The organism is Afipia sp. GW822-FHT04G07, assembly GCF_058800765.1.
Genome location: NZ_JBXAMP010000001.1, coordinates 2,692,111 through 2,710,474, shown reverse-complemented (window position 1 = coordinate 2,710,474; position 18,364 = coordinate 2,692,111). Strand labels below are relative to the sequence as shown.

The window sequence follows — 18,364 nt, the reverse complement described above, 5'->3', positions numbered from 1 at the left end:
CGATGCCGCAGGATGTCCCGCGGCGGGTCCGGCGCTTTCTTCTTTCCGGAAATGCTTTTTTCCGGAAAATATAAAGGAAATGCCATGTCGGGCCGATCTTGGTTTGTTGCCGTCGGGGATAAGCAGGAAGGCCCCTATTCCGAAGGTGAGTTTCGCGACCTGATCGCGCGCGGAGCCGTCCGGCCGGACACTTATGTGTGGGCCGACGGAATGCCGGGCTGGCAATATGCTGGCGACATTCCAGGACTGCTGTCATCCGGCCGCGCGCCGCCTGCCGTGCCGCAGCCCGGCGCGCCCGCGCGCGCCAATGGTGGTTCGTCTGGCGCAGATCAATCCAGCGGATCGTTCTCGGTCGATTTTCCGCTCTTGGAATTCGTGTGGCGGAGCCTCGTATTTGTCATCGGCTCGATCTTCATCATTCCCGTGCCGTGGCTTCTGGTCTGGTATCTCAAGTGGCTCGTGCCGTGCGTGCGGGTGCCCGGACGGCCGAACCTCAGCTTCGAGGGAACGGTGATGACGGTCGTTCCGTGGTATTTCGGGTCCCTCGTGCTTGCTATTGTCGTCTCACTTTTCGGCAGCCAGTTGCTCAGCAATCTAATGATCGTCGTTCAGCTGGCGCTTTACTGGCTTTTCACGAAGTGGCTGGTTGCGAGTCTCGCTTCCAACGGACGGCCGCTTGGTTTGAGTTTCTCCGGCACGGTCTGGGCTTTTCTCGGCTGGAATTTGCTGGCTATTCTTTCGGTCTTCACCATCATCGGATGGGCATGGGTCTATTCGGCGGGGACGCGATGGTTCTGCCAGAACATCCAGGGCACGCGCCGCGCCGTGATTTTTAACGGCACCGGACTGGAAATTCTCTGGCGCGGAATCGTAACCGTCATCGGTTGTGCCTTCGTCATTCCAATTCCGTGGGTCGTACGCTGGTATTGGCAGTGGTTCGCCTCGCAACTCGCGGTGGTGCCGCGCGGCGCGTTATCCGATCACGTGATCGAAGCAGCACGCGTCTGATAACGCGCGCTACCGAGCAACGTCAGCCCTCCGGCTTCGGTTTGCGCTCGCGCAGCGAGCCTTCCTGCGCGACCGAGGCGACCAGCGTGCCGTCCTGCTTGAAGATCAGACCGCGCGTCAGCCCGCGGCCATCCTGCGCGCTTGGTGAATCCTGCGCGTAGAGCAGCCATTCGTCGGCGCGGAACGGGCGATGAAACCACATCGCGTGGTCGAGACTGGCCGGCATCATGCGATTGTCGAACAATGTACGGCCGTAACGCGCCATCGCCGCATCCAGCAGCGAGAAGTCGGATGCGTAGGCGAGCGCGCACAGATGCAGCGCCGGATCTTCCGGCAGTTTGGCGACGGTGCGAATCCAGACATGGATGCGGCCATCGTCGATCTTCTGGCCGAAGTAGCGGCCAAGCTCGACCGGACGCAATTCAATCGGCCGGTCGGACTCATAGTAACGCCGGATGAATTCCGGCATCTCCTTGAAGATCGGCTGCTTCGACACTTCTTCTGCCGTCAGCTTCTCCGGCGGCGGCACGTCCGGCATCTTATCCTGATGATTGAACGCGCCTTCTTCCTGGGCATGGAACGACACCATGATCGAGAAGATTGCGTGCCCGTGCTGGATCGCGGTGACGCGGCGCGTGGAGTAGCTCTTGCCGTCGCGCAGCCGCTCCACTTCATAGACAATCGGAATCTGCGGATCGCCGGGCAGGATGAAATAACAATGCAGTGAATGCGGCAGGCGGCCTTCGACCGTCCGGCACGCGGCCACCATCGCCTGGCCGATCACTTGCCCGCCGAATACGCGCTGCCAGCGGGTTTTCGGGCTGGTGCCGCGAAACATGTTTACTTCGAGCTGTTCGATATCGAGGATCGAGAGCAGATCAATCAGGCTTTTCGACATTCATATCTCGTGAAGTTGGCAGGCGCGGGCAGCTTAGCCGTCATTGCGAGCGAAGCGAAGCAATCCAGAAACAATCGTGCCTCAAATAGCTGGATTGTCCCGTCGCGCTTGCTCCCCGCAATGACGAAATCGCCGATTCCGCCTTTTGATAACCTGTTTTGCCCGGCTATATAGTCGGAACGCAAGTGTCGTCATCAGCCAGGTTTCGCATGTCAAAACAACGAAGCATCGTGATCGGGGGAGGCGCGTTCGCCGGTCTTGGGCTGGCGCTGGCGCTGCGGCAGGGCCTCGGTCCTGACATTCCGATTGTCGTCGCCGATCCGGCGTTCGCCATGCGTCCGAGCCGTGATCCGCGCGCGTCCGCCATTGTCGCCGCGTGCCGCAGGCTGTTCGAGGCGGTCGGCGTGTGGGACGCCGTCGCCGGCACCGCGCAACCCATTCTCGACATGGTGGTGACCGACTCGCGGCTCGAGGATGTGACGCGCCCCGTGTTTCTGACATTCGCGGGTGAGGTCGAACCCGGCGAGCCGTTCGCGCACATGGTTGAAAACCGCCTGCTGATCGATGCGCTGGTAACGCGCGCTGAATCCGAGGGCGTTGAACTGAATGCGCTCGCGGTGTCGAGCTATGACTCGAACCCGGACGGCACGCGCGTCACGCTGAGCGACGGCCGCGAGATCGATGCCAGCCTGCTGATTGCCGCCGACGGCGCGAAATCGAAGCTGCGCGAACGCGCCGGCATCGCGACCCACGGTTGGGACTACGATCAATCGGGCATTGTCGTCACCGTCGGCCATGAGCGCGATCATCAAGGGCGCGCCGAAGAACATTTCCTGCCGGCAGGACCCTTCGCGATCCTGCCGCTGAGAGGCAATCGCTCGTCTCTGGTCTGGACCGAAAGCCGGTCCGAAGCCGCGCGCATCGTCGCGCTGCCTGACGCCGAATTTCAAACCGAACTGGAAAAACGTTTTGGACTTCACCTTGGGGACATCAAGGCGCTCGACAAGCCGCGCGCGTTTCCGCTTGGCTATTTCGTCGCGCGCTCGTTCATAGCGGAGCGTCTCGTGCTGGTCGGCGACGCTGCCCATGTGATTCATCCCATCGCCGGACAGGGACTCAACATGGGTCTGAAGGATGCGGCAGCGCTCGCGGAAGTCATCGTCGATGCCGCACGTCTCGGGATCGATCCGGGGCAGGCCGATGTGCTGGAGCGCTATCAGCGCTGGCGGCGCTTCGACACGGTGGCGATGGGCGTTGCGACCAACTCGCTCAACATGCTGTTCTCGAACAAGTCGACGCTGCTGCGCACGGTGCGCGACATCGGGCTCGGTCTGGTCGATCGCGTGCCGCCGCTGAAAAGCGCGTTCATCCGTCAGGCGGCGGGATTGTCCGGTGAGGTGCCGCGTCTGCTCAAGGGCGAGGCGCTGTAGTCCGCGAAAATTATCCGGCGGCCTGCTTCATCAACTGCTCGCCCATCAGGCGGTGCAGCAGGTTCATGGCCTTGAGCGGGCGGACCATCACCTTGAAATGCGTGATGAGGTTTCCATCATTGCTGAACGTAATGATATCCACGCCGTTGATGGTGATGCCTTCGATCACGTTCTCGAACTCCAGCACCGCGCCGTTGTCGCTGCGCCACTCGCCCAGATATTTGAAACCGGGGCCGCCGAGGACGCTCCCCGCGCTGGAGAGATATTTGAACGTGATCTCGCGGCCGCGCTGCGGCGTATGAACAACAGGACTTTCAAAGACGGCGTCGGGATGCAGCATATCCCACAGCGCCTGATTGTCGTGGGTCTTGATATAGCCGTACCAGCGGTCGAGAGCGGTCATGGCCTGGGTGTCTGATCCTCAGTCGATCCGCCGGGCTTCTTCCGGCAGCATGATCGGAATGCCGTCGCGGATCGGATAGGCGAGCTTGGCCGAGCGCGAGATCAGTTCCTGCCGCGCGCTATCGAACTCCAGCGGACCCTTGGTCTGCGGGCAGACCAGAATTTCCAGAAGTTTCGGATCGACGCCGCTTTCGGGCCGGTCATTCGCGATGGTCATGTCAGATCAACTCCGGTCGTCAATTCATCGCGGGTTACATAGCATGTTGCAGGCCAAAAACCGAGCATCCGGCTATTGCAGCGGCGGATCGCCGCTGGTTTTCTTCTTGGCGAGATCCATTTCGGTGATAGCGATCAGGATTTCGGCGCGGGTCTTGAGGTTCGGCGCTTCCAGCAGCGCCTGCTTTTCCGCAGGACCATAAGGCGACATCATCGCCAGCGCATTGACGAGCGCCTCGTTGGGCGCGCTCTCGATGCCGTCCCAGTCGACCTTGAGTTGGTTGGCTTTCAGGAACTGCGTGAGCGCCTTGAGCAGTGCGGGGCGGTCGACATCATCCTCGCCCTTGCGCGCGGTGAAGTCGTCGATGAAAGCTGAGTAATCGACGCGGCACTGGCGGTAGGGCGTCAGAACCGTCTGCTCCTCCACCACCTTGAACCGCGCCACGCCGGTCAATTCCAGAATGTAGCGGCTGTCGCCGGATTCCGCGAGCTGGGTGATGCGGCCGACGCAACCGATCTTGAACAGGGCCGGCCGCTCGTTGCTGTGGGAGTGGGTCGCGTCCGGCTGGATCATTCCGATCAGCCGGTGGCCGTCGCGGAGCGCGTCATCCACCATCTGAAGATAACGCGGCTCGAAGATATTGAGCGGCATCTGGCCGCGCGGCAATAACAACGCACCGGGCAGCGGAAACACCGGAATGATTTTCGGCAGATCGGCGGGCCCATTGTATTCAGCGTTGATCGGCATCCGCGTCCCTCACTTCAAGCGCAACTAAGCTCCGCGAGCCTCAGGAGACAGGCCTTAAGAGAAAAGAATCGTCGACAGGCGCTTGCGGCCCTCGACGGTGGCGTCGTCATTCGGCCCCCATGCCTCGAAGAACTGCACCAGCTTCTTGCGCGCGCCGTCCTCGTCCCATTTACGGTCGCGCTTGACGATGTCCATCAGGTGCGTGGCAGCCTCGGCGCGCTTGCCGCCGGCGTTGAGTGCGACGGCGAGATCGAAACGCGCCTGATGGTCGAGCGGATCGGCCGCGACCTTCTGTTCAAGCTCGGCGACCGGACCAAGGGTTTTGGCCTGTTCGGCGAGATCGAGCATGGTCTGCACCGCGGCGATGCCAGCATCGCTGCGCTTGGACTCAGGCACCATGGCCAGCGTCTGCTTGGCCTGCTCCAGCGCACCCGACGTGACGTAGCAGCGTGCGAGCCCGGCCAGCGCCGCGAGATTGGTGGCGTCGATGGACAGCACTTCGGCATAGATCGATGCGGCCGTGGCGGGATCGCCCGCCGCCATGGCGGCCTCGGCCTCGTTGAGGATTTCGGTGACGTCGCCTTCCGGCGACGGCATTCCCTGCGTGAGCTTGTCGATGAAGGCCGTGACCTGGCTCTCCGGCACCGCGCCCATGAAGCCGTCGGCGGGCTGGCCGTTGACGAAGGCGATGACCGCTGGAATCGACTGAATGCCCATTTGCCCCGGAATGGCCGGATGCTCGTCGATGTTCATCTTGACGAGCTTGACCTTGCCGTTCGCGGCGCGGACCGCCTTTTCGATGATCGGCGTGAGCTGCTTGCAGGGACCGCACCACGGCGCCCAGAAGTCGATCAGCACCGGTTGGCGCTTCGACTCCTCGATGACGTCCTTCACGAACGTCTGGGTCGTGGTGTCCTTGATGAGATCGGGCGGCGCCATCGCCGCGCCTCCGCCGCCTTGCTCGACTATTGTCACGTGATCCTCGCCTGCCGTGCTAATCTTGTTATGAGAGAGGCCCTTCTAGCATGGCCGGAACTATAAATGGCGGTCCGCCCATCGATTTTCAATTGCCAGGATGCCGCAAAGACCTTTGAAAACATCGCTTTGGGCGCGATTTGCGGGAACTGGGCCCCGGACAGGCCCAAGATTGCAGGTTTAGCCCTGTTGCATTGCATGGCCGCTTTTGGCATAGGTTTGCCCGGCGGCGCGCTTGCGCCCCGCCAATTCTCTGTGATGCGGGTGTAGCTCAGGGGTAGAGCACGACCTTGCCAAGGTCGGGGTCGAGGGTTCGAATCCCTTCGCCCGCTCCAGAAATTCTCGATTGAGAATCTTGGCCATGTACGACCTTCCGGGTCGTTCATATCGAATGACAGGCCGCCGCAAGGCGGCTTTGTCGTTTTAGCCGGTCATTCCGTCTCGCGGCCACCCAACGCGGGCTATCCGAATGTCTGCCTCGCGCAGCGAGCCCTCCCCTCCGCGACGGAATCTGCCTAGCATCGATTCAGGCCGGGCGGACGACCCGGCCCGAGAAGCAAAAACAAACGTACAAACAGATTATTGGGAGGACCTCGATGGCCAGCGGATTTTCTTGGATCGCTTTGACCTGTCTCGCGGCCGGTGCGATTTTCAGCGGTGTGAGCGCGCAGGCAAAAGACGTCAAACTGACGACGACCGACACGATGATTCCGTCCGGCGATGCCGGCATCCAGTTGTTCGTGCGCAACAAGCATCCGGCCGGCCAGAGCAAGTTCGCCGCCGACAAGATCCTGCTTTATGTCCACGGCGCGACCTATCCGTCCGAGACGGCGTTCGATCTGCCGATCGAAGGCAAGTCGATGATGGATCTGATCGCGGCGCGTGGTTACGACGTTTATCTGGTGGATGTGCGCGGTTATGGCCGCTCGAGCCGTCCGCCGGAAATGAGCCAGCCGCCCGGCGACAACAAGCCGATCGTCCAGACCAAGGTGGCCGCGAAAGATTTCGGCACCGCGGTGGATTACATCCTCAAGAAGCGCGGCGTGTCCAAGATCAATGTAATGGGCTGGTCGTGGGGCACGTCGACGGTGGGCCTCTACACCAGCGAGAACAACGCCAAGGTCAATCGCCTTGTGCTTTATGCGCCGCAATGGATTCGCACCGAGCCGCCACCGGCGACGTGGCCGAAACTTGGCGCGTATCGCCTTGTCTCGAAGGATTCTGCGAAGGAGCGCTGGCTGAAGGATGTGCCGGAAAACAAGAAAGCCGATCTCATTCCGCCCGGCGTGTTCGATGCATGGGCCAATGCGACCTGGGCCACCGATCCGGATTCGGCGACGAAGAATCCTGGCATGCTGCGCGCGCCGAACGGCGTTGTGGAGGACACCCAGTTATACTGGGGTGCTGGCAAGGCGCTGTTCGATCCCGGCAAGATCACGGTGCCGACGGTTATCCTGCATGCCGAATGGGATGCCGACCTGCCGAGCTATCTCGCGCACAACTACGTCAAGCAATTGAAAAATGCGCCGTACTGGCGGTTCATCGAGATCAGCGAAGGAACGCACACGGTGATGATGGAGAAGAACCGCATGCAGTTCTTCCGCGAACTGATGGGCTTCCTCGACGAGGAAAAGCCGCTGGCGTTGAAGTAGTCTTTGACGCACGACGAAAAGGCCGGGCTTGACCCGGCCTTTTATGTTTTCGATGCCTGCGAGGGCAGCGGAGCTAGGTAAGCTGCGACTCGTAAGCTTTCAGGTGCGTATAGACGAGGCGCAGCAGCGGTACGTCGAGGGCGCCATTCTTGTTGGTCTCGGCGCGACGGATCAGATCGCCGATGATCTGGTCTGCTTCGATCCGCGCATTGCCGCGGATATCGCGCAGCATCGACGCCGTCATCGGCGAGCCCGGCGCGAACAGCAGACCGCCCGTCCGCTCCAGAAACTCTGCGCGAGGCGGATAGCCTGCCGCCGCAGCGACGGACGCGATCTCCGCGCGCAATCCGCGAATGAACGCCTCGCCGCCCGGCGCTGCGGTGATGTGTCCGGCCGGCGCGCGCATCAGTGATGTGCTGCCTGCGAGCGTGGCGAGGAACACCCACTTCTCGTACATTTCCTGCGTAATGACGTCGCTCGCCTTGGCGTCGAACATCGCGCCCTGCAAGGTGGCTTCGATGCGTTTGGCGCGGTCTCCCTTAGGCGTGCCGCGTTCGCCGAACGACATCGCGTGCATCGGCGTGAGTTGATGAATGACGCCCTGCGGATCGAGCATCGCCGCGACCTGACATTGTCCGCCCATCACACGATCGATGCCGAACTTCGAATCGAGCACGTCGAGATGCTTCATGCCATTGAGAAAGGGAATGATCGCGGTGTCGGGCCCGACGGCGGGCGCGAAGGATGCGATCGCGTCGTCGAGGTCGTAAGCCTTGCAGCTCAGAATGATGACATCGAACGGCGTCGTGATCTTGTCGGCCAGAAGAGTCGGCGGATTCTTCAGCGTGACATCGCCGAGAGGGCTCTTGATGACGAGGCCGTTCTTCGCGAGCAGTTCGGCGCGCTTCGGGCGCACCAGAAATGTCACGTCGCGTCCGGCTTGCAGAAGCCGGCCGCCGAAATAGCCGCCGGTGGCGCCGGCCCCGATGACGAGAATGCGCATGGTCGAATCCACTTCTTGGCGAGGGTGAGGGCGCGATTGCGCCCGGGGCAATCGTGAGAGCGCGCGATCCTTGCCTAAACGGCGATGCCGATGCAAGACGAGGCTGGAGACGCGGTACGCCCGGCTGTCATGCGCGGCACGCTTACCATTTCTCGCCGAAGGGGCGAATCTCCAGCTCGAATGTCCATGCGCTACGCGGCTGCTGGTAAAGCAGCCAATAGGACTCCGCGACGGACGACGGCGGCATCAGCAGATCGGGATTATCCAGCGCGTTCGCACCGAGCGCCTCGACGCGGCGCTGACGCACCCACTCGGTATCGACGCCTGAGTCGATAATCAGATGCGCGACATGAATGTTCTGCGGGCCGAGTTCACGCGCGGTCGCCTGCGCCACGGCGCGCAAGCCGAATTTCGCGCTGGCGAAGGCCGCGTAACCCGAGCCGCCGCGCAGACTGGCTGTGGCGCCGGTGAAGAAGATATTGCCCTTGCCGCGCGGCAGCATCAGGCGAGCGGCTTCGCGTCCGGCCAGGAAGCCCGAATAGCAAGCCATTTCCCAGACCTTGCGAAACACGCGCTCGGTGGTGTCGAGGATCGGGAAGTTGACGTTGGCGCCGATGTTGAAAATGCAGACCTCGAGCGGCGCATGCTTGTCGGCGTCGCCGAGAAAGGAAATGATTTCGTCTTCCTTGCGCGCATCCAGCGAGCGCGCGTGAATCTCGCCGCCCGCGGCCTCGATTTCCTTGACCAGCGGCGCGAGCTTGTCGCCGTTGCGGCGTCCGGCAAACACCGTGAAGCCTTCGGAGGCGAATTTCTTGGCGATCTCGCCGCCGATGTAGTCGCCGGCGCCGATCACCGCCACGGTCGCATTTCTTTTGGCCAAGGTCGCCTCCTGATAAAATCGGGGGTCCGGTGCGCGGCGGATTGTTTCCGCCGCGCGAGGGTTGAGTCAATTCACTTCCTGACGCGTCTTACTTCGCGTCGCCTTATTTGGCGTCGTCGTCGATCAGTCCGCCAACCAGATCCCACGCCTTGCCGTTCCAGCGTTGCAGGTTGAGCTGCGTGTACATCTTGTTGTTGGCCGGGCCGGTGTTGACGATGATGCCGGGGAGCGACATCGGGAGCGCGAGGCCCTTGATGTTGCGCGTCTGCTTGAGAATGTTCGCCCGCGACAGGTCGTTGCCTGCCTGCCTGAGCACCGCCTCGAGGATGACGCCCTGGTGGATACCGGTGAAGTAGTTGCTGTCGGCGAGATCGGCGCCCGGCATGTATTTCTCCATGAAGGATCGATACAGCTTCACGCCCTTGTCGTCGGCCCACTTCGGATCGTCGGGATCTTTGCGGTAGGTCGCCGTCATCACGCCGGTGGAAATATCGAGCCCTGCGGGCGCGAGAACCGCCGCGATTGAGCTTGAGATCAGATTGGTGATGAACAGCGGCTTCCAGCCGGATTCATGGGTCTTGCGGATCGCCTGCGCCGCGAATTTCGGCGTGCCGGCAAACAGCATCACGGTCGCGCCGGTGCTCTTCAGGGACACGATCTGCGAATCGATGGTGGGCTGGCTGACCTCGTAGCTGCTGGTCACGACTTTCGAGTCGTAGGCCTCCTTCAGCTCGGACTTGAAGCCGGCGATGAAATCCTTACCCAGATCGTCGTTCTGATAGAGGATCGCGATCTTGGCGGTGGGCATTTCCCTGGCGAGATAGCGTGCATAGGCGCGCGACTCGGTGTCGTAGCTCGGCAACCCGGTGGTGATCATCGGGTATTCCTTGAAATCCGTGAAGCGTGTCGCGCCGGTCACGATGAACGCCTGCGGGACTTTCTTTGCCGCGAGATACTTCGAGATCGCGAGATTGCTCGGCGTGCCGAGCGTCGAGAACATGAAGGACACTTCGTCGGACTCGACCAGCTTGCGCGCGTGTTCGACCGCCTTCGGCGGGCTGTAGGAATCGTCCATCGCGATCAGGTTGATCTTGCGCCCGTTCACGCCGCCCTGTTCGTTGATGTAAGTGACGTAGGCGATCAGCGATTTTCCGACCGCGCCCAGCGCCGAAGCAGGGCCGCTGAACGGGAAGATCGCGCCGACCTTGATTTCGGTTGCGGTGATGCCGGGCATGTCCTCGGCCATCGCGGGCGCGGACAATCCGGCCAGCACCAGAGCTGCCGCCGCTGCGCGGACTGCGGTTCTCCTCAACATCGTTTGTCTCCCTTGGAATTATTGGCGTTGCGGCCACGGGGAACGGGCGTCCCCGGCGGCTCTTGCCGACGACCAATAGGGTTCTAATATAGAACTGTCAATCCAGCCGGGAGGACGATGAGCTTATGCCGCTATGCAGCATGCCGGACTTCACGATGCGGCGCGTTCAAGATATGGTGGATACCAAATCGGAATGTAGATCGTGGCTGCTCCGGCGGGCCGGGCGGCGACGGCACGGAGATGCGATATGAAATGGGATACCCTTGAAGAAGAGGCGTGTTCGGTGGCGCGAACGGTCTCCGTCATCGGCGACCGCTGGACGTTGCTCATTCTGCGCGACTGTTTTCGCCGCATTCGCCGTTTCGATGAATTTCAGTCACGCCTCGGCATCACGCGGCACCTGCTGGCCGAGCGGCTGAAGAAACTTGTGCGTCAGGGCGTGCTTCGCCGCGTCGCCTATCAGGAGCGTCCGAAGCGCTACGAATACATCCTGACCCAGAAGGGCCTCGACCTGCATCCGATCATGATGTCGATCGTGCACTGGGGCGATGTTCACATGGCGGATGCGCGCGGGCGGCCGGTGCTTCATCAGCACAAGACCTGCGGTCACCACTTCGATCCGGTGATGACCTGCTCGGTGTGCAACGAACCGCTGGCCGCGAAGGAGGTTCATGTCCATCCGGGGCCGGGCGCGGACCGCTCGAAAGCCGTGTTGCCGTCGCTCGAACAGCAGGCTCTCGACTGAGAGTTTATGCGGCCTCGAACGCGGACGTCGCCAGACGCGTGACGTGATCGCGCACATCGGCAGGCCATTTTGCAATCGATGCCGTGAAGCGCGGTCGGTCGCCGGCATAAAGCGCGCGCAGCGCGTCCTCGTAATTCGGAGAATCGCCCGCCATCGCCGTCATGAAGCGATGCAGCGATTCCTGCGCCTGCCGCACGCGATCCTTGCCTGAGCCTGCCCGCCGCGCGTCCTCGACAAGTTTGCGAATTGCGACCGATGCGCCGCCCGGCTGTTGCGACAGCCATTCCCAATGCCGCGGCAGCAATGTGATCTCGCGGGCGACCACGCCGAGTTTCGGCCGGCCGGGTCCGCGCGGTGGTGAAACCGCCGCCTCCTGATTCTGTGGCGTGTGAGACGCCAACCGTTTTTGCACGTCGGCTAGCGTTCCGCGCAGATCGATTTCGACGGGCCGGCTGGTGACGGCGTCGAAAATCAGGAGCGTGGCTTCGCTATTTTCATCAAGCGCCGCTCGCGCCTTGGTCGCGACCTCATGGAGATCGCCCAAAGCGACGCGGCGAGCTCCCTCGAAGGCGATGATTTGGGCGGGAAGGCCGGTCATTGAATATCCTTGAGAATTCCAGTTCGCTTGCGGATATTTATCCGGGTAAAATAGGCCTGTCAATATCATCCGGGTAATATCCTCGAGGAGGGTCGTCGCTACGCTGCACCCAACCCCGGGAAACCGGCATCTCGACTTTGGCCCATCGCGCAGGCACGACTGACGTCCCGCAACGTTGCACATGATCGGGCTCACCATGCTCACGGTTCATCACCTCAACAACTCCCGCTCGCAGCGGGTGCTCTGGCTGCTGGAAGAACTCGGCGTGCCATATGAAATCGTGCGCTATCAGCGCCAGCCGTCGATGCTCGCGCCGAAAGAGCTGCGCGCGATTCATCCGCTCGGAAAATCGCCGGTCATCACCGACAACGGCAACACCATCGCGGAGTCCGGCGCCATCGTCGACTACATCGTCGATACCTACGGTAACGGCCGCCTGATCCCGTCGCCGAAAACACCGGAGCGGCTGCGTTACACCTACTGGCTGCATTACGCCGAAGGCTCGGCGATGCCGCTCCTAGTGCAGAAGCTGCTGTTCACCGTGATCCCGAAGCGCGCGCCGTTCCTGATGCGGCCGCTGATGAAAACCGCATTCGGCCAGATGCTGACCAAGCTGATCGATCCGCAGCTGAAGCAGCACATCGCGTTCTGGGAAGGCGAGTTGTCGAAGAGCGAATGGTTCGCGGGCAATGAATTCACCGCCGCCGACATCCAGATGAGTTTTGCGCTGGAGGCGGCGTCAGCGCGCGCCGGCCTCGATGAGAGTTCACCGAAGGCGTGGACCTGGTTGCAGAAGATTCACGCGCGTCCCGCCTACAAACTCGCGCTGGAAAAGGGTGGGCCGTACAAGGTCGGGCGGTAAATCACGCGACCGCCGGAAAGCCGAACAGCCGCTGCGGATTGTCGACCAGAATCCGGTTGCGGAGCTTATCGTCCGGCACCCAGTCGGCCAGCAGATCGAGCAGATCCGCGACGCCCATCATCACGCCCCAGTTGGCCACATGCGGCCAGTCCGATCCCCACACGCAACGATCCGGTGCGGCTTCGACCACCTTGTGCGCGAAGGGGATCGTGTCGCGATAGGGAGGGCCTTCGACGGTGTTGCGATACGCGCCGGACAATCTCACCCACGCGCCGTCGCGCACCAATGAGACGAGCGTCTTGAAGCCTTCATTGTCCACACCGGCAGAGGTCGGAAAGTGTCCGATGTGATCGACCAGAAACGGCACCGGCAGTTTTGCCAGGCGGGGCGCGAGTGCGGGCAGTTCGCGCGCATCGAGCAGAAATTGCAAATGCCAGCCCATGTCGCGGCACAGCGCGCCGTAATTTTCGATCTGCGAGAAATCGACTCCGCCGCCGCCGTAAAGAACATTCATGCGCAGACCGGCGACGCCCGCGTCTTTCAGCGCGATCTTCTCGCGCTCGGAGCAATCCAGCGGGATCACCGCGATGCCGCGCAGGCGCTGACGATGCGCGCGCAGGGTCTCCACCATCAGGCGATTATCGGTGCCGTGAACGCTGACTTGCGTGAGTACGCCGTAGGTCATGCCGGTCGCGTCCAGCATGGCGATGTAATCGCGCGCGCTCGCTGCGGGCGGTGTGTAGCTGCGCCCCGGCATGAACGGGTAATCCGGCGGCAGCCCGATGACATGGCAGTGAGTGTCGACCGCGCCGCGCGGCACTTTGAACCGCGTGGGCAGGCGTTGAGACGGCAGAGGCCCCGGACATGCCGGAGCCTCTGTCTGGTTTGGATGTGACTCAGGCATCAGCGTGAAGAATCCTGCCGCGGGTTTCGGGCAGCGCGAATGCCGCCAGGAAGAACAGCCCATAAGCCAGCACGGCGAAAATGCAGATTGCATTTCCGAGCGACGTCGAGGTCGAGAGCCAGCCGACCAGGAACGGGAACAGCGCACCGATGCCGCGCCCGAAGTTGTAGCAGAAGCCCTGTCCCGATCCGCGCAACCGCGTTGGATAAAGCTCGGTCAGGAACGCGCCCATGCCGGAGAAATATCCCGATGCGAAGAAACCGAGCGGGAAGCCGAGCAGCCACAGCACTTCGTTGGTCAGCGGCACTTGCGTGTAGACCAGGATGAGCGCGATGGCTCCGAGCGAGAAGGTCAGGAACAGGTTGCGCCGCCCGATGCGGTCGGCAAGCCATGCGCCGACCAGATAACCGATGAACGAGCCGATGATGAGCGTGGCGAGATAGCCGGTCGAACCCACGATCGACAACTTGCGTTCGGTGGTGAGAAAACGCGGCACCCAGAAGGTGATCGCGTAGTAGCCGCCCTGACATCCGGTCGCCGCCAGCGAGGCGAGGATCGTGGTCTTGGCGATGGGGCCGGAGAAGATTTCCCAGAGCGCAGGCCTGTCGCCGGAGACTTTCTGTTTCGCCAGCGTTTCTGCGGCGATCTTCGGCTCCTCCACATAGCGGCGGAGGAAGAACACCAGAATGGCCGGCAGCGCGCCGATGGCGAACATCCAGCGCCATGCTTCTTCCGGCGGCAACAGCGTGAACATGATGGCCTGCGACAGCACGGCGAGGCCCCAGCCGATCGCCCATCCGGATTGCACCGAACCCACCGCGCGCCCGCGATATTGCGGCCGGATGACTTCGCCCATCAGCACCGCGCCGGCAGCCCACTCGCCGCCGAACCCGAGACCCAGCAGGGCGCGCGCCACCAGAAGCTGATCGAAATTCTGCACAAAGGCGCAGACCAGCGAGAAAAACGAAAACCAGATGATGGTGATTTGCAGCGTCTTCACGCGGCCGATGCGGTCGCAGAGATAACCGGCGAGCCAGCCGCCGACGGCGGAGGCGAGCAACGTCACCGTGCCGGCAAGGCCCGCGGTCCCGGGATCGACCTTCCACATCGTGATGATGGTGCCGATCACCAGCGGATAGATCATGAAATCCATGCCGTCGAGCGTCCAGCCCGCGGTGCAGGCCCAGAACGTACGCCGTTCGGGCACATTCATGTCGCGATAGAAGGCAAGAAGGCTGGTGTCTTCGATGGGCGCGGCTTCAATCGCCCCGGATCGCTGAACGTTCGTCATGGATGCTCCCAAATCCGCGGCCTTGTTTGACGCTCCGCGCTCGCCGCATCGCACAGAGCTTCAGGCTCTTTATGGCGCGACAAATTGTACGCGGATCATTTTACCTGTCATCAGGCAAATGAGGGAATGCACGGTCGAATGACTCTAATATCCCGCCGCCTCCGCGCCGCGCGTGCGGGGATCGGGCGCGCCGAGCAGGCCATCGGATGTCACCGCGATGGAATTGGCCGAAGTCTGTCCGAGCGGCGCGATGACGCGGTGGCCCTTGGCGCGCAACGCGGCGAGCGTGGCGTCCGGAAAGCCTTGTTCGACGCGCACTTCATCGGGCAGCCATTGATGATGCAGCCGGGGCGCGGACACAGCAGCCGCAACGTTCATGTCGAAGTCGATGGCGTTGACGATGACCTGAAGCACCGCCGAGATGATGCGGCTGCCGCCGGGCGAGCCCGTTACCAGAACCGGCTTGCCGTCCTTGAGGACGATCGTGGGCGACATCGACGACAGCGGGCGCTTGCCGGGGCCGGGCAGGTTCGCTTCAAAGCCCACAAGACCATAGGCGTTCGAAGCGCCAGGCGCCGCGGTGAAATCGTCGAGCTCGTTGTTGAGCAACACACCCGTGCCGTCCGCGACAAGGCCGACGCCGTAACTGAAGTTCAGCGTGTAGGTGTTGCTGACTGCGTTGCCGGATTTGTCGACCACCGAGAAATGCGTGGTGTTGCTGCCTTCACGTGGCGGCACCGCCGACAGCGCGTCGGTCCAGGGCGTGGCCTTCGCCATGTCGATGGAGGCGCGCTGCTTCGCGGCGTAATCCTTCGAGATCAGTTGCAGCATGGGCGCGCTGACGAAAGCGGGGTCGCCGAGATAGCGCGCGCGGTCGGCATAGGCGCGCTTCATCGCTTCAATCGAGGCGTGCAGCGCGTCCACCGAACCTGCGCCCATCTCGCGCAGTTTGTAGCCTTCGAGAATGTTCAGCGTCTCGATCAGCACCGTGCCGCCCGAGGACGGCAACGGCATCGACACAATATCGTAGCCGCGATAGGTGCCGCGCATCGGCGCGCGGATCACCGGCTGGTAGGATTTCAGGTCTTCATGCGTGATGATGCCGCCGGCGCCGCGAATGCCCGCCACCAGTTTCTCGGCCACCGGGCCATCGTAGAATCCGCCTGTGCCATGCGCGGCGATGGCTTCGAGTGTCAAGGCAAGATCGCTCTGCACCAGCCGGTCGCCCGGCTGCAACGACGTGCCGTCGGCGCGCGAGAAAATTTTCGCGCTGGCCGGCCATTTCGCCAGCCGGCGGTGCCAGTCTGGCAGCGTGTCGGCGGTGTCGTCGGCAATCACGAAGCCGTTGCGCGCAAGCTTGATGGCAGGCGCGAGCAGATCGGCAAGCTTGAGCTGGCCGGAGCCGTACTTCTCCAGCGCCAGCGACAATCCCGCGACGGTGCCGGGCACGCCGATGCCGAGCGCCTGATCGCGGGACTTTTTCGTATCGGGCTTGCCGTCCTCGCCGAGAAACATGTCGCGGGTGGCGGCCGCGGGCGCGCTCTCCCGATAATCGATAGCGACGCTCTGATTGCTGTTCGCCAGATGAATCATCATGAAGCCGCCGCCGCCGAGATTTCCGGCGCGTGGATAAGTGACGGCCATCGCGAATCCGGTCGCGACCGCGGCATCCACCGCATTGCCGCCGCGAGCCAGAACGTCGCGGCCGATTTCCGCCGCGATCCGCTCCTGCGCGACCACCATGCCGTTTTTTGCGGCAACCGGGCGCACGGCATCGAGCGCGGGCGGTGTGTAATAGCCGTGCCTTGAATCCTGCGCGATGGCGGGCGCGATCAGAAGGCCGATCGCGACAAAAACAGAGACGCGAGCGCAGTGCTTGGTAAACGAGGTCATAAACTTCTCCGGCAAACCGCACCCTAAGCTAAAACGCCATGGCAATTGGATCGCCGCACTATAAGGTTTTGCAGCGATCACGGGTATCTTCAGGGCTGATTCGGCAGGAATTTCGATCATGGCTCAAGCAATTCCAGCGCATGACAGTCACGCGAACGCGATGCACGCGAACGAGGTGCAGGCGGACGCGCCACCGCAGACCTATCCGCCGCGCTCGGCGATTGTCGGCTGGGTCATGTTCGACTGGGCGGCCCAGCCGTATTTCAGTCTGATCACAACATTCGTGTTCGCGCCTTATTTCGCGACCCATGTCGCGTCGTCGCCCGCCAGCGGACAGTCAATGTGGGGATTCGCAACCGCCGCCGCCGGACTGGTGATTGCGCTGATGTCACCCGTGCTCGGCGCGATTGCCGACGCCGGAGGCCGCCGCAAACCGTGGATCGCCGCGTTCGGCGCGGTGTTCGTCATCGGCGCATCGGTCATGTGGATCGGCAAGCCCGGTGATCAGACGGTAATCCTGCCGCTGCTGATCGCATTCGGCATCGCCACCATCGGAATTGAATTCGCCACCGTGTTCAACAATGCGATGATGCCGACGCTGGTGCCGCCGGATCGCATCGGGCGCTTGTCGGGCACAGGCTGGGCCACCGGATATGTCGGCGGCATTCTAAGCCTTGTGCTGGTGCTCGGATTTCTCGCCGCGAGCGGCGCGACCGGCCGCACGCTGTTCGGCTTCACACCGCTATTCGGACTCGATCCGGCGACGCATGAGGGCGACCGCATCACCGGACCTCTGAGCGGACTATGGTTTATCGTGTTCGTGCTGCCGATGTTTCTGTTCACACCGGATCGCGCGCCGAAAAAGCCCGCACTCGGCGCGGTGCGTGAAGGTCTTCGCGAATTGCGCGAAACGCTCTCGACGCTGCCGCAGCGGCCGGTGATGCTGACATTCCTGATCGCCAACATGGTCTACACAGACGCGCTGGTGGCGCTGTTCGCATTCGGTGGCATCTACGCCGCGGGCACCTTCGGCTGGCAGACATTGCAGATCGGCACGTTCGGAATCCTGCTGGCGTTTTCCGGCACCATCGGCGCGTGGCTCGGCGGCAAGCTCGACGACTGGTTCGGCCCGAAGCGCGTCATCATGGGCAGCATGCTGATTCTGGTGAGCGCGATCATCGCGATCCTGTCGATCGACCGCGACACGCTGTTCTTCGTGTTCAAGGTGGCGCCGCCGGTGCCGGGCGGCAAACTGTTCGCTGCGCCCGCCGAGCAGGCCTATATGGCGCTGGGTTTCCTGATCGGCATGGCGGCTGGCCCGCTGCAGGCCGCGTCGCGCACGCTGCTGATCCGTCTCGCGCCGCCGGATCGCATCACGCAGCACTTCGGGCTGTTCGCACTGTCCGGCAAGGTCACGTCGTTCATGGCGCCGCTCGTGGTCAGCATCGTGACCGCGGTGACCATGAGCCAGAAGGCCGGCATGGCCGTGCTGGTGGTGTTCTTCGCAGCCGGACTTGTGCTGCTGTCGCGCGTGCGGGCTTAGC

General features: G+C 62.5%; 19 protein-coding genes and 1 tRNA gene. 8 read left to right on the top strand and 12 right to left on the bottom strand.

Annotation, left to right across the window (positions count from 1 at the left end; genetic code table 11):
• The first annotated feature begins 84 nt into the window (after positions 1 to 84).
• Positions 85 to 1,008: a DUF4339 domain-containing protein gene (locus AC1RKJ_RS13240; RefSeq protein ID WP_492791412.1), complete on the top strand. Its 924-nt coding sequence runs from the start codon at positions 85 to 87 to the stop codon at positions 1,006 to 1,008.
• A 22-nt stretch (positions 1,009 to 1,030) separates the two neighbouring features.
• Here the strand turns inward: AC1RKJ_RS13240 and tesB are convergent, their stop codons facing one another.
• Positions 1,031 to 1,906 (bottom strand): acyl-CoA thioesterase II, encoded by an 876-nt coding sequence (gene tesB / locus AC1RKJ_RS13235; RefSeq protein WP_492791411.1) that lies wholly within the window; start codon positions 1,904 to 1,906, stop codon positions 1,031 to 1,033.
• A gap of 209 nt (positions 1,907 to 2,115) precedes the next feature.
• Between tesB and AC1RKJ_RS13230 the strand changes: the two genes are divergently transcribed.
• Positions 2,116 to 3,336 carry a ubiquinone biosynthesis hydroxylase gene (locus tag AC1RKJ_RS13230; RefSeq protein ID WP_492791410.1) on the top strand — a complete coding sequence of 407 codons (1,221 nt, stop codon included), beginning with the start codon at positions 2,116 to 2,118 and terminating at the stop codon, positions 3,334 to 3,336.
• Positions 3,337 to 3,346: 10 nt separating this feature from the next.
• Here AC1RKJ_RS13230 and AC1RKJ_RS13225 read toward each other — a convergent pair whose 3' ends face one another.
• The 4 genes from AC1RKJ_RS13225 to trxA form a co-directional block, all read right to left on the bottom strand.
• Positions 3,347 to 3,739, bottom strand: coding sequence for a nuclear transport factor 2 family protein (locus tag AC1RKJ_RS13225; protein WP_492791409.1), 393 nt, complete (start codon positions 3,737 to 3,739; stop codon positions 3,347 to 3,349).
• Positions 3,740 to 3,757: 18 nt separating this feature from the next.
• Complete coding sequence (locus AC1RKJ_RS13220) at positions 3,758 to 3,955, bottom strand: Trm112 family protein (RefSeq protein WP_492791408.1); 198 nt, start codon at positions 3,953 to 3,955, stop codon at positions 3,758 to 3,760.
• Between the two features lie 72 nt (positions 3,956 to 4,027).
• A complete protein-coding gene (locus AC1RKJ_RS13215; protein ID WP_492791407.1) occupies positions 4,028 to 4,702 on the bottom strand; it encodes an LON peptidase substrate-binding domain-containing protein in 675 nt (224 codons plus the stop codon).
• Positions 4,703 to 4,756: 54 nt separating this feature from the next.
• Positions 4,757 to 5,677, bottom strand: coding sequence for a thioredoxin (trxA, locus tag AC1RKJ_RS13210; protein ID WP_492791406.1), 921 nt, complete (start codon positions 5,675 to 5,677; stop codon positions 4,757 to 4,759).
• Between the two features lie 66 nt (positions 5,678 to 5,743).
• On the opposite strand from trxA, the gene AC1RKJ_RS13205 reads away from it, so the two are divergent.
• From AC1RKJ_RS13205 to AC1RKJ_RS13195, 3 genes are all read left to right on the top strand, one after another.
• A complete protein-coding gene (locus AC1RKJ_RS13205) occupies positions 5,744 to 5,947 on the top strand; it encodes a hypothetical protein (RefSeq protein ID WP_492791405.1) in 204 nt (67 codons plus the stop codon).
• Positions 5,938 to 6,012: transfer RNA gene (locus tag AC1RKJ_RS13200), tRNA-Gly, on the top strand. Before AC1RKJ_RS13205 ends, AC1RKJ_RS13200 begins: the two co-directional genes overlap by 10 nt.
• A 261-nt stretch (positions 6,013 to 6,273) precedes the next feature.
• On the top strand, positions 6,274 to 7,329 hold the full coding sequence (locus AC1RKJ_RS13195) for an alpha/beta hydrolase (RefSeq protein ID WP_492791404.1): 1,056 nt from the start codon (positions 6,274 to 6,276) through the stop codon (positions 7,327 to 7,329).
• A gap of 73 nt (positions 7,330 to 7,402) precedes the next feature.
• On the opposite strand, the gene panE is transcribed toward AC1RKJ_RS13195, so the two are convergent.
• The 3 genes from panE to AC1RKJ_RS13180 form a co-directional block, all read right to left on the bottom strand.
• Positions 7,403 to 8,332, bottom strand: coding sequence for a 2-dehydropantoate 2-reductase (gene panE / locus AC1RKJ_RS13190; protein ID WP_492791403.1), 930 nt, complete (start codon positions 8,330 to 8,332; stop codon positions 7,403 to 7,405).
• A 142-nt stretch (positions 8,333 to 8,474) separates the two neighbouring features.
• A complete protein-coding gene (locus tag AC1RKJ_RS13185; RefSeq protein WP_492791402.1) occupies positions 8,475 to 9,212 on the bottom strand; it encodes an SDR family oxidoreductase in 738 nt (245 codons plus the stop codon).
• A 103-nt stretch (positions 9,213 to 9,315) separates the two neighbouring features.
• The gene (locus tag AC1RKJ_RS13180) at positions 9,316 to 10,527 is read right to left on the bottom strand and encodes an ABC transporter substrate-binding protein (protein WP_492791401.1); all 1,212 of its coding nucleotides are present in this window, start codon (positions 10,525 to 10,527) and stop codon (positions 9,316 to 9,318) included.
• Positions 10,528 to 10,774: 247 nt separating this feature from the next.
• Between AC1RKJ_RS13180 and AC1RKJ_RS13175 the strand changes: the two genes are divergently transcribed.
• The gene (locus AC1RKJ_RS13175) at positions 10,775 to 11,272 is read left to right on the top strand and encodes a winged helix-turn-helix transcriptional regulator (protein ID WP_492791400.1); all 498 of its coding nucleotides are present in this window, start codon (positions 10,775 to 10,777) and stop codon (positions 11,270 to 11,272) included.
• A 4-nt stretch (positions 11,273 to 11,276) separates the two neighbouring features.
• Here the strand turns inward: AC1RKJ_RS13175 and AC1RKJ_RS13170 are convergent, their stop codons facing one another.
• Positions 11,277 to 11,870, bottom strand: coding sequence for a DUF2239 family protein (locus AC1RKJ_RS13170; protein WP_492791399.1), 594 nt, complete (start codon positions 11,868 to 11,870; stop codon positions 11,277 to 11,279).
• A gap of 196 nt (positions 11,871 to 12,066) precedes the next feature.
• On the opposite strand from AC1RKJ_RS13170, the gene AC1RKJ_RS13165 reads away from it, so the two are divergent.
• The gene (locus AC1RKJ_RS13165) at positions 12,067 to 12,732 is read left to right on the top strand and encodes a glutathione S-transferase family protein (RefSeq protein WP_492792733.1); all 666 of its coding nucleotides are present in this window, start codon (positions 12,067 to 12,069) and stop codon (positions 12,730 to 12,732) included.
• A gap of 1 nt (position 12,733) precedes the next feature.
• Here AC1RKJ_RS13165 and AC1RKJ_RS13160 read toward each other — a convergent pair whose 3' ends face one another.
• From AC1RKJ_RS13160 to ggt, 3 genes are all read right to left on the bottom strand, one after another.
• The gene (locus AC1RKJ_RS13160; RefSeq protein ID WP_492791398.1) at positions 12,734 to 13,636 is read right to left on the bottom strand and encodes an amidohydrolase family protein; all 903 of its coding nucleotides are present in this window, start codon (positions 13,634 to 13,636) and stop codon (positions 12,734 to 12,736) included.
• Positions 13,629 to 14,927 carry an MFS transporter gene (locus AC1RKJ_RS13155; RefSeq protein WP_492791397.1) on the bottom strand — a complete coding sequence of 433 codons (1,299 nt, stop codon included), beginning with the start codon at positions 14,925 to 14,927 and terminating at the stop codon, positions 13,629 to 13,631. The genes AC1RKJ_RS13160 and AC1RKJ_RS13155 overlap by 8 nt, the downstream gene beginning before the upstream one ends.
• A gap of 144 nt (positions 14,928 to 15,071) precedes the next feature.
• The gene (gene ggt / locus AC1RKJ_RS13150) at positions 15,072 to 16,820 is read right to left on the bottom strand and encodes a gamma-glutamyltransferase (protein ID WP_492791396.1); all 1,749 of its coding nucleotides are present in this window, start codon (positions 16,818 to 16,820) and stop codon (positions 15,072 to 15,074) included.
• Positions 16,821 to 16,980: 160 nt separating this feature from the next.
• Between ggt and AC1RKJ_RS13145 the strand changes: the two genes are divergently transcribed.
• Positions 16,981 to 18,363: an MFS transporter gene (locus AC1RKJ_RS13145; protein WP_492792732.1), complete on the top strand. Its 1,383-nt coding sequence runs from the start codon at positions 16,981 to 16,983 to the stop codon at positions 18,361 to 18,363.
• Position 18,364 lies beyond the last annotated feature (1 nt).